Here is a 12,867-nt window from a genome sequence, read left to right as displayed (position 1 = left end):
TCAAGGCACCTCTGGCATTCAGCTTGCCATTCACCGCTCTCACTCCAGATTCTAATCCCCTCTCAAGACACAAGCTGGCTTGTCGTGGCGACGAACCGGGCGATGGGCTGCAAAGCAGCCCCGGCGAGATTACCTGCAGAACCGCCCTCTGAGCCAATTGTCCAGGCTCAACCGCCCAGCCCCTTTCAGCAGCAGTGGCAGCAACGCCACCAGGTAGATCAGTGGCAGCTTGTAGTTGCCAAAGCCCTGGTCGGTAATGGCGTAACCTTGGGCCAGCTCGGCCAGGCTCGACCAGTGCGCCGGCCAATGCACCGCGGCGATCGCCACTACGGTCACCACCATCAGCCCCAACGAGGCCAGCCGGGTACCCAGCCCCAGCAACAGCAGTAATGGCAGGGTCAGCTCCGCCCACATCGACAGTTGCCAGTTCAACTCTGCAGGCAGCAGGTTGAAGGGGAACGGGAAGTTCGATTGCAGGTCGGCGAACCAGTTGCTGCCATTGAATTTCTCCCAGCCGGATTCGAAAAACTCCCAGGCCAGGAACAGCCGTAACGGCAGGTCGGCGCTCCAGGTACCGAAACGGTCGAAGGTAGTCAGGGTATGGGGTTTCATCAGCAGGGCTCCCAGGGTGTGGTGGTGTGACCGGGAGTGTGTCGGGGTGGGGTATCTGCAGTGTGTCGGCGGTAGTGGGGTTGTGTATCGGATTGTACTGACTGCTTTTTGTGGGAGCGGCCTTGCGTCGCGAAAGGGCCGCAAAGCGGCCCCGGCAATTTATGCGGCGAAGCTGAAAACCTGGGGCTGCTGCGCAGCCCAATCGCGACGCAAGGCCGCTCCCACAAACCGTCATTTGAGTTCGATCTGCGCGCACAGCCCACCGCTTGCGCGGTTGCTCAGGGTCAGTCGGCCGCCCATGGCCTGGATCAGCTGGTGGGCAATCGCCAGGCCCAACCCGGTGCCGCCGGTGCTGCGGTTGCGTGAGCCTTCCACGCGATAGAACGGTTTGAGCACTTCATCCAGTTCATCACCGGGTATTCCGGGCCCGTTGTCGAGCACGCGGATCACGGTCATGCCACCCTCGCGGCATACCTCCAGCTCGGCAGCACCGGCAAACTTGAGGGCATTGTCCACCAGGTTCACCAGCACCCGGCGCAAGGCATGCGGGCGGGTTTCCAGCAGGCTGCCGCTGCTGCCATGGCGCTCGACCCGGGCGCCACTGTCCTGATAGTCGAACACCAGGCTGTCGAGGAAGGCATCGAGGTTGACCCGACACGGTGTTTCGGTGCTGGTGTCCATGCTGCGGGCATAGGCCACGCCTTCGCGTACCAGGTGTTCCATCTCGCCCAGGTCGCTCCACAGCTTGTCCTTCTCCACCCCGTCGTCCATCACTTCGACACGCAGCTTCATGCGCGTGATCGGCGTTTGCAGGTCGTGGGAAATGGCCGCCAGCAACTGCATGCGCTCCTTGAGGTAGGCAGCGATGCGCGCCTGCAGGGCGTTGAAGGCCACGGCGGCGTAGCGGACTTCGCGCGGGCCGCTTTCATCCAGCTGCACGCCTGGTTTGTCCGGGTCCAGGTTGTCCACTGCCCGGGCCAGACGGGTGAGCGGGCCGATCGCCAGGCGTACCGCCAGCCAGGTGCACAGCAACAGCACGGCCAACTGGATCAGCAACACCACGGGCAGCCAGCGGGCTACCGGGACCGGCGCTGGGGTTACATCAATGGTCAGCGGTGCGCCATCGGCCAGGCTCAGGTGTGCCTGGAAGTGCGCATTCGGGCCGGGGATTTCCTGGAAGGTCAGGCGATAGTCGGCGCCAATGGCCTTGACGATCGAATCGGCGGCCATGGGCGGGTCGCTGCTGGGCATTGCTTCACCCGCCAGGCCCTGGTCCAGACGGTAGCGGTAGGTACGCCGTTCCAGGCGCGGCAACCAGGCGCCGCGTTCGGCCGCGGGCAGGCGGTCGAGAATGGCCACCGAGGTAGCCACGTCCTGCTCCAGGGTGCTGAGCATCATCGAGCGGCTGCTGATGTAGCGCTCGTAAGCCTGCAGGCCGAACGACAGGCCGTAGGCCAGCACCAGGCCGGTGAAGAAGATCAGTGCCAGGCGCGAGGCCAGGGTGCGTGGCCACTTCATGATGGCGACTCGAGCAGTTGCACCGGCAGCGAGAACACGTAGCCCTCGCTGCGCACGGTCTTGATGCAGCTGGGTTCGCGGGCGTCGTCACCCAGGCGCTGGCGCAGGCGGCTGACCAGCAGGTCGATGGAGCGGTCGAAGATGTCGGCTTCGCGGCCCTGGGTCAGGTTGAGCAACTGCTCGCGGCTGAGCACCCGCTGCGGGTGGTCGAGGAACACCCGCAGCAGGCGGTACTCGGCGCCGCTCAGGGCCACCAAGGTGCCTTCGCTGTCGAGCAGGTGGCGCGCGGTGGTGTCCAGCCGCCACTGGCCGAAACCGAGCAGGCGGCTGCTTTCGCTGATGGTCAGGTTAGGCGGCAGCATGCGTGTGCGACGCAGCACGGCGTTGATACGCGCCAGCAGTTCGCGGGCCGAGAACGGCTTGGTCAGGTAGTCGTCGGCGCCCATTTCCAGGCCGATGATGCGGTCGGTTTCGTCGTTGCGGGCGGTCAGCATCAGCACCGGGGTGTTGCGGTGCTTGCCGGCGCGCAGCTCGCGGCACAGCAACAGGCCGTCGTCGCCGGGCATCATGATGTCGAGGACGATCAGGTCGACGCTGTTGGCTTCGAGAAAGGCGCGCATCTGCCGGCCGTCGGCGACGATGCTGGTGCGCAGGCCGTTCTTTTTCAGGTAATTGCCGACCAGTTCGCGGATTTCGCGGTCGTCGTCGACGATCAGGATGTGATCGACGTGTTCCATGCGCTGCGTTCCTGTGCAAGAGGGGATGGGCGCAGTGTACCGAGCGTGTTCGCCCTTGCCTGCGGGGTTTTGTATTGCAGTGTATCTGGCCCGCGTACAGACACAGGAGGAAGCACATCACAGCTTCGGGCGACACATATGGGATACCTGGCCGGCGTGAAATGGCTCTCGACCGGGGAGCACACCTCCCCACCCCCAAAGCGTTACACAGGAGAGATGCCATGAAACTCAATACCTTCGTCAGTGCCAGCCTGTTCGCCGTGCTCAGCTTCGGCGCCATTGCCGCCCAGGCCTCCACGATGCCGATGAGCGATGCCGGGGTCATGCAGTACCGCTATGGTGACCATCTGGATGTGAAGAAAGTGCTGTCGATACAGGATGACCAGAGTGACGCCTGCGGCCTGGTGAACACCCGCATGGACTACCTCGACTCCAAGGGCCAGCAGCAGAGCGTGCAGTACCGTACCTATGCCACCGGCGGTTGCCATGAGAATTGATCGCCGCTTGTTGTTGAAGGTTGGCGGCATTGCCCTGGCGCTGGCCGGCCTGGGCCTGGCTGGGCACCTGATGGCCCGCGACAGCTACGGTGCCATGCCGTCGCTGTCGGGAGCCAGCCAGTGGCTCAATTCGGCGCCGCTGGATGGCCCCGGGCTCAAGGGCAAGGTGGTGCTGGTGGACTTCTGGACCTGGGACTGCATCAACTGCCGGCGCAGCCTGCCGCATGTGAACGAATGGGCGCGGCGCTATGCCGACCAGGGCCTGGTGGTGGTCGGCGTGCACACCCCGGAGTACGACTACGAGCACGATGTGGGCACCTTGCGTGACAAGGTGGCCGGGCTGGGGATCGGTTATCCGGTGGCGGTGGACAACGACTACAAGGTGTGGAATGCCTGGGGCAACCAGTTCTGGCCGGCACACTACTTTGTCGACCGCAAGGGGCAGGTGCGCCATGTGCACTTTGGTGAGGGGGATTATGGGGGGCAGGAGCAGGTTATACAGGCGTTGCTGGATGAGAAAGAGTGAGTGGTCTGTGCCGGCCTCTTCGCGGGCGTGCCCGCTCCCACAGGGATTTGCGTAATCAGTGAAATTTGCGCAGTACCTGTGGGAGCGGGCAAGCCCGCGAAGAAGCCAACAACGATCTGTCAGGTGAAACTGGCGAAATGCGCCTGCATCCGCGCCGCATCCGCCTGGCGTCCGCTGAACAGCTCGAACGCCTTAACCGCCTGGAACACGGCCATATTGCTGCCATCCAGGGTGCGGCAGCCCAGTGCCCGGGCGGCGCGCAGCAGTTCGGTCTCCAGCGGGAAGTAGATGATCTCCGCCACCCACAGGCGCGCATGCAGCAGTTCCACCGGCAGCGGCGTGCCCGGCAGCTTGGCCATGCCCACCGGCGTGGTGTTGACCAGCCCGTCCGCCTCGGCCAGGGCCGTGGCCAGGTCAGTGCCAACCACGGCGCGCCCGGCACCGAAATGGGCATTCAGGTTGTCTACCAGGGCTTGCGCACGGGCCGCATCCACTTCGAACAGCACCAGTCGCTCGACCCCTTCACCCAGCAGGGCATGGGCTACGGCTGAACCTGCGCCACCGGCACCCATCTGCACCACCTGGCGCCGTGCCACGTCGGGCAGGCCACGGCGCAAACCTTCGGCAAAGCCCAGGCAGTCGGTGTTGTGGCCGACCCGCTTGCCGTCCTTCAGCACCACGGTGTTCACCGCGCCGATGCCGCGGGCTTCGTCCGACAGTTCGTCGAGCAACGGCAGGATCGTTTGCTTGAACGGGTAGGTGATGTTGAGCCCGGTAAAACCGGTGTGTTGGGCGGCGTCGAGCAAGCCGGGCAGGGCGCTGTCGTCCAGTTGCAACTGGTCGGCATCGATCAGCCGGTACAGGTAGCGCAGCGCCTGGGCGTCACCTTCGTGTTCGTGCAGGGCTGGGGTGCGCGACAGCTGGATGCCGCGGCCGATCAGGCCGGCGAGGATGGCTTGCTGGCTCATGCGCTGTGCTCCTGCAGCCTTTCGGCGAAGTGGCTGATGGCCATGCGGTAGCCATGGCTGCCCAGACCGCAGATGACCCCGACGGCGATGGACGATATGAACGACAGGTGACGGAACGGTTCGCGCTTGTGCACGTTGGACAGGTGTACTTCGATAACCGGCACTTCGCTGGCCACCAATGCATCGCGGATGGCTACTGAGGTATGTGTCCAGGCACCGGGGTTGATCACGATGCCGGCGCAGCGACCACGGGCGGCATGGATCCAGTCGATCAGTTCGCCTTCGTGGTTGGTTTGGCGGAATTCGATTTCCAGGTCATGGGCATGGGCAGTATCGGCGCAACCCCGGGCCAGGTCGGCGAGGGTTTCGTAGCCGTACTGGGCAGGCTCGCGGGTGCCCAGCATGTTCAGGTTGGGGCCGTTGAGCACGAGAATAATGGGCTTCATTACGGGCATCGCTTTGTTGTTGTTGGATGCACCTAGTTTTGTACCGCCTGGTTAGTTTAGTCAATTGGACTAAACCGCTGTACCCGGAAAGTGGGCGATTATCGAACCCTGCATGTACGAATCCCCTGGAGGAAAGAAACGCAGGCTGGATTACAAAATTGTAATTTTCCCGCCACCACCCCGATAAGCACGGCTTTCTACAGTCCCTCGCCAAAGCTCGCCGACGAGGACCTGTTTCGTGCCCATCCCCCGCAAGACCGCCTTGCTCTGCCTGTTGCTGGCCGGCGCCGCCAGCGCCCAGGCCAGCCAGAGCCTGAGCCTGCCCCTGGCGCTTGACGCCGCCTTTGCCCAGAACCCTGAACTGGCCGCGGCTGGCCGGGAAATCGGCATTGCCGAAGGCGAGCGGCGCCAGGCCGGGCTAATCCCCAACCCGGAACTGTCCTGGGAGGTCGAGGACACCCGGCGTGACACCAGCACTACCACTGTCACCCTCAGCCAACCGTTGGAGCTGGGCGGCAAGCGCGGCGCACGCATCGCTGTGGCCGGTGCCGGCCAGGCCATTGCCCAGCTGGACCTGGAGCGCCAGCGCAACGGCCTGCGCGCCGATGTGGTGCAGGCCTTCCATGCGGCCTTGCGCGCGCAGACTGCGCTTGAGCTGGCGCAGCAATCGCAGGCGTTGACCGAGCGTGGGCTGCGGGTAGTGCAGGGGCGGGTGACCGCCGGCCAGTCATCGCCCGTGGAGGCTACCCGGGCCCAGGTGCAACTGGCCCAGGCCCAGGCCGAAGTGCGCCGCGCACAAACCCAGCGCAGCGTGGCCTACCAAACCCTGGCACGGTTGACCGGCAGCCCGTTGGCAAGCTTCGACCAGTTGCAGGCCGCCGACCTGTCCCCCGGTGACGCGCCCAGCGCCGACGCCCTGCTCAGCCAGGTCGAGCAGACGGCCGAATGGCGCCTGGCCGCTGCCCAGGTCGAGCGCGGCGACGCGTCCCTCGGGTCGGAAAAGGCCCTGCGCATTCCCAACCTCACCGTCAGCCTGGGTAGCCAGTACAGCCGCGAAGACCGCGAGCGGGTCAATGTGGTGGGCCTGTCGATGCCCTTGCCGTTGTTCGACCGCAACCAGGGCAACGTGCTGGCCGCGGCCCGCCGTGCCGACCAGGCGCGTGACCTGCGTAACGCCGTGGAGCTGCGCTTGCGCAGTGAAACCCGCAGCGCCGTCAGCCAGTGGGCCACGGCCATGCAGGAAGTGCAGGCCTATGACCGCACCATCCTGCCTTCTGCGCAGCAGGCCGTGGACACCGCCACCCGCGGTTTCGAAATGGGCAAGTTCGCCTTTCTCGATGTACTCGACGCCCAGCGCACGCTGATCGAGGCACGCGGGCTGTACCTCGAGGCACTGGCCTCGGCGACCGACGCGCGGGCGCAGGTCGAGCGGATCTATGGCGACCTCGATGGCCTGAGCAACAAATTGAACAGCAGGAGCAACAATGACTAAACCACGCAAGATAGCCCTTCTGGCTGCCGCCATTGCCGCGTTTGGCCTGGGTGGCCTGGCCTGGACCGACAACCTTGGCAAGGCGTCGAGCACGCAAGCCCGGCACGACGACCACGGCGAAGACAGCCACGGCCACGGCGCGGAGCAGGCCGGCGAAGGCCATGAAGAAGAAGAGGGCAAGCTGCACCTGTCCATCGCCCAGATCGAAGCTGCCGGTGTGCAACTGGCCAACGCCGGCCCTCGTGAGTTGGGTACCGCCATCAGCTTCCCGGGTGAAATCCGCTTTGACGAAGACCGTACCGCCCATGTGGTGCCACGCGTGCCCGGCGTGGTCGAGGCGGTGCAAGCCGAGCTGGGCCAGGCGGTCAGGCGCGGCCAGGTGCTGGCGGTGATCGCCAGCCAGCAGATTTCCGACCTGCGCAGCGAGCAGCAAGCTGCCCAGCGCCGCCTGGAACTGGCGCGCCTGACCTTCCAGCGCGAACAGCAGCTGTGGCAGGAACGCATCAGCGCCGAGCAGGATTACCAGCAGGCCCGCCAGGCCTTGCAGGAAGCCGAGATTGCCCTGGCCAACGCCCGGCAGAAGGTAGCCGCCGTGGGGCCGGCCGGCACCGGCAACCGCTATGAACTGCGCGCGCCGTTCGATGCAGTGGTGGTGGAAAAGCACCTGACCGTGGGCGAGGTGGTCGATGAGACCAGCAACGCCTTCACCCTGTCTGACCTGAACCGGGTCTGGGCCACCTTCGCCGTCGCCCCGCGCGACCTGGACAAGGTGGTCACCGGCCGCAATGTCACGGTCAGCGCGCCGGACCTGGGTGCCCAGGTCGAGGGCAAGGTCAACTACGTTGGCAGCCTGCTCGGCGAGCAGAACCGCGCTGCCACTGTCCGCGCCACCCTGGCCAACCCCAATGGCGCCTGGCGCCCCGGGCTGTTCGTCAATGTTGCGGTCAGCGTCGAGCGCTTCAAAGCCGCCGTGGTGGTGCCGGAAAGCGCCCTGCAAACCTGGGAGGAGCAGACCGTGGTGTTTGCCCGCACCGAGGAAGGCTTCGAGGCCCGCCCGGTGAAGACCGGTCGCCGCGACGCCGGCCAGGTGGAAATCACCACCGGCCTTGCCGCCGGAACCCAGGTGGCCGCCGCCGGCAGCTTTGTCCTCAAGTCCGAGCTGGGCAAGGGCTCGGCCGAGCACAGCCATTGATCACGGGGACGCCTGCATGTTCGAACGCCTGATCCAATTTGCCATCGAGCAGCGCCTGGTGGTGATGCTGGCCGTGGTCCTGATGGCTGCGGTGGGTATCCACAGCTACCAGAAACTGCCGATCGACGCTGTACCGGACATTACCAACGTCCAGGTGCAGATCAATACCGCCGCGCCCGGCTATTCGCCGCTGGAGACCGAGCAGCGCATCACCTTCGCCATCGAGACCGCCATGGCCGGCCTGCCTGGGCTCAAGCAGACCCGCTCGCTGTCGCGCTCGGGCCTGTCGCAGGTCACGGTCATTTTCGACGACGGCACCGACCTGTTCTTCGCCCGTCAACTGGTCAACGAGCGCCTGCAAGTGGCGCGCGAGCAGTTGCCCGACGGCATCGAAGCGGGCATGGGGCCGATTTCCACCGGGTTGGGTGAAATCTTCCTGTGGACGGTGGAGGCCGAGCAGGGTGCGCTGAAGGAGGACGGCACGCCCTACACCCCGACTGACTTGCGGGTGATCCAGGACTGGATCATCAAACCGCAGCTGCGCAATGTGCCCGGAGTGGCCGAGGTCAACAGCATCGGCGGCCATGCCAAGCAGTACCTGATTGCGCCGGAGCCCAAGCGCCTGGCAGCCTACAAGCTCACCCTCAACGACCTGATCGCGGCGCTGGAACGCAACAACGCCAACGTCGGCGCCGGCTACATCGAGCGCAATGGCGAGCAGTTGCTGATCCGCGCGCCCGGCCAGGTGGCATCGGCCGAGGACATCGCCAACATTGTCATCTCCAGTGTCGACGGCACGCCAATCCGCGTCAGCCATGTTGCCCAGGTTGGCCTGGGCGAAGAGCTGCGCTCGGGCGCGGCTACCGAAAACGGCCGGGAAGTGGTGCTGGGCACGGTATTCATGCTGATTGGCGAGAACAGCCGCACGGTGTCCCAGGCGGTAGCCGCCAAGCTGGTGGAGATCAACCGCAATCTGCCCAAGGGCGTGGTCGCGGTGACGGTGTACGACCGCACCAACCTGGTGGAAAAGGCCATCGCCACGGTGAAGAAGAACCTGGTCGAGGGCGCCATCCTGGTCATCGCCGTGTTGTTCCTGTTTCTGGGCAACATCCGCGCTGCGCTGATCACCGCCATGGTCATTCCGTTGTCGATGCTGTTCACCTTCACCGGCATGTTCAGCAACAAGGTCAGCGCCAACCTGATGAGCCTGGGCGCATTGGACTTCGGCATCATCGTCGACGGCGCGGTGGTGATCGTGGAGAACGCCATCCGGCGCCTGGCCCATGCCCAGCAACGCCATGGCCGCATGCTGACCCGCGCCGAGCGCTTCCATGAAGTGTTCGCGGCTGCCCGTGAGGCGCGCCGGCCGCTGATCTACGGCCAACTGATCATCATGGTTGTGTACCTGCCGATCTTTGCCCTGACCGGGGTGGAAGGCAAGATGTTCCACCCAATGGCCTTTACCGTGGTCATCGCCCTGCTCGGTGCCATGATCCTCTCGGTTACCTTCGTGCCGGCGGCCATTGCCCTGTTCGTCACCGGCAAGGTCAAGGAAGAGGAAGGCCTGGTAATGCGCACGGCGCGTCAGCGCTATGCCCCGGTGCTGGCCTGGGTGCTGGGCCGGCGCAAGCTGGCGTTCGCCGCCGCCGCCACCCTGGTGTTGTTGTCCGGGGTAATGGCCAGCCGCATGGGCAGCGAGTTCATCCCCAGCCTCAGCGAAGGCGACTTCGCCCTGCAGGCCCTGCGCGTGCCGGGCACCAGCCTGTCGCAATCGGTCGACATGCAGCAGCGTCTGGAACAGGCGATCATTGCCCAGGTGCCGGAAGTGGAGCGAGTGTTCGCCCGCACCGGCACCGCCGAGATCGCCTCCGACCCGATGCCGCCGAACATTTCCGATGCCTATGTGATGCTGCGCCCGCGTGAACAATGGGGCGAGCCGGGCAAGCCGCGTGATGAGCTGATCGCCGAGGTACAACGTGCCGCCGCCAGCGTGCCAGGCAGCAACTACGAGCTGTCGCAGCCGATTCAGTTGCGCTTCAACGAGCTGATATCGGGGGTGCGCAGCGATGTGGCGGTGAAGCTGTTCGGTGACGACATGGACGTGCTCAACCGCACCGCCGCGCAGATCGCCAGCAGCCTGCAAGGCGTGCCGGGCGCGTCCGAGGTAAAGGTCGAGCAGACCACTGGCCTGCCGGTGCTGACCATCGATATCGACCGCGACAAGGCGGCACGCCATGGCCTGAACGTGGGCGACGTGCAGGACGCCATTGCCATTGCCGTGGGGGGGCGCACGGCCGGCACGCTGTACGAAGGTGACCGCCGTTTCGACATGGTGGTGCGCCTGTCGGAAACCCTGCGTACCGATGTCGACGGGCTGGCCAGCTTGCTGATTCCGGTGCCGGCCAGCGCTACAGCGGGTGCCGGGCAGATCGGCTTCATCCCGCTGTCGCAGGTGGCCACGTTGAACCTGCAGCTGGGGCCGAACCAGGTCAGCCGCGAGGATGGCAAGCGAGTGGTGGTGGTCAGTGCCAACGTGCGCGGGCGTGACCTGGGCTCGTTCGTCGAGGAGGCCGAACAGACGTTGATCGAGCAGGTGCAGATACCACCGGGTTACTGGACACGCTGGGGTGGCCAGTTCGAGCAGCTGCAGTCGGCGGCCGAGCGTCTGCAGGTGGTGGTACCGGTGGCCTTGCTGCTGGTCATGGCACTGTTGCTGATGATGTTCAACAACCTCAGGGATGGCCTGCTGGTGTTCACCGGCATTCCGTTCGCCCTCACTGGCGGGGTGCTGGCGCTGTGGTTGCGGGACATCCCGTTGTCCATATCCGCTGGCGTGGGGTTCATTGCCTTGTCGGGGGTGGCGGTGCTCAACGGGCTGGTGATGATCGCCTTTATCCGTGGCCTGCGGGAGGAAGGGCGCACGCTGCGGGCGGCGGTCGAGGAGGGCGCGCTGACGCGCTTGCGACCGGTGCTGATGACGGCACTGGTGGCGTCGCTGGGGTTCATTCCTATGGCCTTGGCTACCGGGACCGGGGCCGAGGTACAGAGGCCGCTGGCGACCGTGGTGATTGGCGGGATTCTGTCCTCCACCGCACTGACCTTGCTGGTGTTGCCGGCGTTGTATCAGTGGGCGTATCGGCGCGAAGAGGTGCAGGAGGGTTGAGCCCCCGGGGCCGCGTTGCGGCCCTTCGCGGGCTTGCCCGCTCCCACAGGTGTGTCGCTGAACCCATGGTTTGCGCGATCCCTGTGGGAGCGGGCAAGCCCGCGAAGGGCTGCAAAGCAGCCCCCAAAATATCAAACGGTACTACGGGCTCCGGGCCGCGCGCTCTCCGTTCCCGCCTCATCATGCAACGAAATCCGCGAAGTCTCCGGCAACGCCAACCCACCCACCAAGGCCACCAGCGCAATCACCACCAGGTAGAACGCCGGTGCCAGGCTGCTGCCGGTTTGCCCGATCAGCCAGGTCGCCACCAATGGCGCGGTGCCGCCAAACAGGGTATAGGCCACGTTGTAGGTAATCGCCGAAGCGGTATAGCGGGTGCGGGTAGGGAAGCTTTCCGACAGCAATGCCGCCGTGACCACACCACTACACAATGCCCCCACTGCCAGCAGGATCACCCCCAGCAGCGCGCCGGACATCGAGCCGGAGCTGGCCAGCCAGTACGCCGGGAACACGCACAGCATCACCCACAGGCAGGTAAAGCCGATGGTCTTGCGCCGCCCTACGCGGTCCGAGAACGCGCCGGCCAGCGGGCAGCCGACGGCGGCGAACAACAGGGCCACGGTGGTCACCAGCAGCGATTGCGCGCGGGTCAGGTTGCCGACCAGTTGCAAGTAGGTGGCGAAGTAGGTGGTGAACATGTAGAACGACAGCGCGGTCAGCGAGATGAAGGCCCCCAGGTTGCGCATCGCCCGGCCATGGTTGCGCAGGGTTTCCTTGAGTGGCGAATGTTCATGCTCCTTGCCTTGGGCGATGGCTTCGCGGAACGCCGGGGTTTCTTCCATGCGCCAGCGCAGGTACAGGCCGACCAGCCCCAGCGGTGCCGCGATCAGGAACGGGATGCGCCAGCCCCAGGCATTCATCGCTTCGGCCGACAGGCTGGCTTCCAGGCCATAGGCGATCACCGCCGCACAGGCAAACGCGGAAAAGGTCGAGACCGGCACGAAGCTGCCATAGAAGGCGCGCTTGCCGTTGGGTGCGTGCTCCATCAGGTAGGCGCAGGCCCCGGCATATTCGCCACCGGCAGAAAAGCCCTGCAGGCAGCGCGCCAGGGTCAGCAGTGCGGGGGCTGCCAGGCCGATGCTGGCGTAGGTCGGCAGCAGGCCGATCAGGGTCGTGGAGCCGGCCATCAGCAGGATGGTCAGCGACAGGATGCGCTTGCGCCCCAGGCGGTCACCCAGCGCGCCGAACACGATGCCGCCCAGCGGGCGCAGGGCGAAGGCTACGGCAAACACCGCAAAGGTCTTGAGCAAGGCCACGCTGGCGTCTTCGCCGGTGAAGAACTGGCTGGCGATCAGGGTAGCGAGAAAGCCGTAGACGGCGAAGTCGAACCATTCGACGAAGTTGCCGATGGCCGAGGCGGCGATCACCCGGCGCAGTGTGGCGGGGGATACCTCGTGAGGTGTGGGCATGCGAGTGCTCTCCGGTTCCATTGGCAGGCATGATGAAAGTGGCGCGGTCGGGCCGCGCCATCATTGTTGTGCTTGCCAGTAGATAACCGGGCGCTGGAGGACGCTTTGTCGAGGGCGACCTCGGGATACCTGAATCAACCGCGAGTTGTTCGCTTTGCGCGGTCCGCTGTGGGAGCGGCCTTGTGTCGCGAAAGGGCTGCGCAGCAGCCCCAGCAATTTCAACTATTGCGCATCAATCCTGGGGCCG

The 12,867-nt window shown here is 65.3% G+C and carries 11 protein-coding genes; 5 read left to right on the top strand and 6 right to left on the bottom strand.

Going from position 1 to position 12,867, the window contains the following annotated elements:
• Positions 1-129 precede the first annotated feature (129 nt).
• From A4C63_RS24870 to A4C63_RS24860, 3 genes are all read right to left on the bottom strand, one after another.
• On the bottom strand, positions 130-612 hold the full coding sequence (locus A4C63_RS24870) for a DoxX family protein (RefSeq protein WP_063915090.1): 483 nt from the start codon (positions 610-612) through the stop codon (positions 130-132).
• A gap of 231 nt (positions 613-843) precedes the next feature.
• Positions 844-2,130 carry a HAMP domain-containing sensor histidine kinase gene (locus A4C63_RS24865; protein WP_063915089.1) on the bottom strand — a complete coding sequence of 429 codons (1,287 nt, stop codon included), beginning with the start codon at positions 2,128-2,130 and terminating at the stop codon, positions 844-846.
• Positions 2,127-2,867 (bottom strand): response regulator, encoded by a 741-nt coding sequence (locus A4C63_RS24860; RefSeq protein WP_003250463.1) that lies wholly within the window; start codon positions 2,865-2,867, stop codon positions 2,127-2,129. Before A4C63_RS24860 ends, A4C63_RS24865 begins: the two co-directional genes overlap by 4 nt.
• A gap of 221 nt (positions 2,868-3,088) precedes the next feature.
• Here A4C63_RS24860 and A4C63_RS24855 point away from each other — a divergent pair, with 221 nt between their 5' ends.
• Positions 3,089-3,364, top strand: coding sequence for a DUF2790 domain-containing protein (locus A4C63_RS24855; RefSeq protein ID WP_063915088.1), 276 nt, complete (start codon positions 3,089-3,091; stop codon positions 3,362-3,364).
• Complete coding sequence (locus A4C63_RS24850) at positions 3,354-3,890, top strand: thioredoxin family protein (RefSeq protein WP_256202978.1); 537 nt, start codon at positions 3,354-3,356, stop codon at positions 3,888-3,890. The genes A4C63_RS24855 and A4C63_RS24850 overlap by 11 nt, the downstream gene beginning before the upstream one ends.
• A gap of 119 nt (positions 3,891-4,009) precedes the next feature.
• On the opposite strand, the gene A4C63_RS24845 is transcribed toward A4C63_RS24850, so the two are convergent.
• Both A4C63_RS24845 and aroQ read right to left on the bottom strand, forming a co-directional pair.
• Positions 4,010-4,858, bottom strand: a complete 849-nt coding sequence (locus A4C63_RS24845) for a shikimate dehydrogenase (RefSeq protein ID WP_063915087.1) — start codon at positions 4,856-4,858, stop codon at positions 4,010-4,012.
• Positions 4,855-5,304 carry a type II 3-dehydroquinate dehydratase gene (gene aroQ, locus A4C63_RS24840; RefSeq protein WP_063915086.1) on the bottom strand — a complete coding sequence of 150 codons (450 nt, stop codon included), beginning with the start codon at positions 5,302-5,304 and terminating at the stop codon, positions 4,855-4,857. Before aroQ ends, A4C63_RS24845 begins: the two co-directional genes overlap by 4 nt.
• Positions 5,305-5,542: 238 nt before the next feature.
• On the opposite strand from aroQ, the gene A4C63_RS24835 reads away from it, so the two are divergent.
• The 3 genes from A4C63_RS24835 to A4C63_RS24825 are packed head-to-tail and all read left to right on the top strand — an operon-like array spanning position 5,543 to position 11,151.
• A complete protein-coding gene (locus A4C63_RS24835; protein ID WP_063915085.1) occupies positions 5,543-6,796 on the top strand; it encodes a TolC family protein in 1,254 nt (417 codons plus the stop codon).
• Entirely contained in the window at positions 6,789-7,988 is a 1,200-nt protein-coding gene (locus tag A4C63_RS24830) for an efflux RND transporter periplasmic adaptor subunit (RefSeq protein WP_063915084.1), read from the top strand. Before A4C63_RS24835 ends, A4C63_RS24830 begins: the two co-directional genes overlap by 8 nt.
• A gap of 16 nt (positions 7,989-8,004) precedes the next feature.
• Positions 8,005-11,151, top strand: coding sequence for an efflux RND transporter permease subunit (locus tag A4C63_RS24825; protein ID WP_063915083.1), 3,147 nt, complete (start codon positions 8,005-8,007; stop codon positions 11,149-11,151).
• 131 nt (positions 11,152-11,282) lie between these two features.
• On the opposite strand, the gene A4C63_RS24820 is transcribed toward A4C63_RS24825, so the two are convergent.
• On the bottom strand, positions 11,283-12,620 hold the full coding sequence (locus tag A4C63_RS24820) for an MFS transporter (RefSeq protein ID WP_063915082.1): 1,338 nt from the start codon (positions 12,618-12,620) through the stop codon (positions 11,283-11,285).
• Between the last annotated feature and the right edge of the window lie 247 nt (positions 12,621-12,867).

The sequence above is a fragment of the Pseudomonas sp. p21 genome, assembly GCF_001642705.1.
In the GTDB taxonomy this organism is placed as follows: Bacteria; Pseudomonadota; Gammaproteobacteria; order Pseudomonadales; family Pseudomonadaceae; genus Aquipseudomonas.
Note: the sequence above shows the minus strand (reverse complement) of the source record. Positions and strands in the feature narration are given on the sequence as shown.

What these genes read in the sequence shown, in the direction of transcription:
- A4C63_RS24845 (WP_063915087.1), bottom strand. Translation starts at nt 4,858, where the DNA reads ATGAGCCAGCAAGCCATCCTCGCCGGCCTGATCGGCCGCGGCATCCAG.
- A4C63_RS24825 (WP_063915083.1), top strand. Translation starts at nt 8,005, where the DNA reads ATGTTCGAACGCCTGATCCAATTTGCCATCGAGCAGCGCCTGGTGGTG.
- A4C63_RS24860 (WP_003250463.1), bottom strand. Translation starts at nt 2,867, where the DNA reads ATGGAACACGTCGATCACATCCTGATCGTCGACGACGACCGCGAAATC.
- A4C63_RS24850 (WP_256202978.1), top strand. Translation starts at nt 3,354, where the DNA reads ATGAGAATTGATCGCCGCTTGTTGTTGAAGGTTGGCGGCATTGCCCTG.
- A4C63_RS24830 (WP_063915084.1), top strand. Translation starts at nt 6,789, where the DNA reads ATGACTAAACCACGCAAGATAGCCCTTCTGGCTGCCGCCATTGCCGCG.
- aroQ (WP_063915086.1), bottom strand. Translation starts at nt 5,304, where the DNA reads ATGAAGCCCATTATTCTCGTGCTCAACGGCCCCAACCTGAACATGCTG.
- A4C63_RS24820 (WP_063915082.1), bottom strand. Translation starts at nt 12,620, where the DNA reads ATGCCCACACCTCACGAGGTATCCCCCGCCACACTGCGCCGGGTGATC.
- A4C63_RS24855 (WP_063915088.1), top strand. Translation starts at nt 3,089, where the DNA reads ATGAAACTCAATACCTTCGTCAGTGCCAGCCTGTTCGCCGTGCTCAGC.
- A4C63_RS24870 (WP_063915090.1), bottom strand. Translation starts at nt 612, where the DNA reads ATGAAACCCCATACCCTGACTACCTTCGACCGTTTCGGTACCTGGAGC.
- A4C63_RS24865 (WP_063915089.1), bottom strand. Translation starts at nt 2,130, where the DNA reads ATGAAGTGGCCACGCACCCTGGCCTCGCGCCTGGCACTGATCTTCTTC.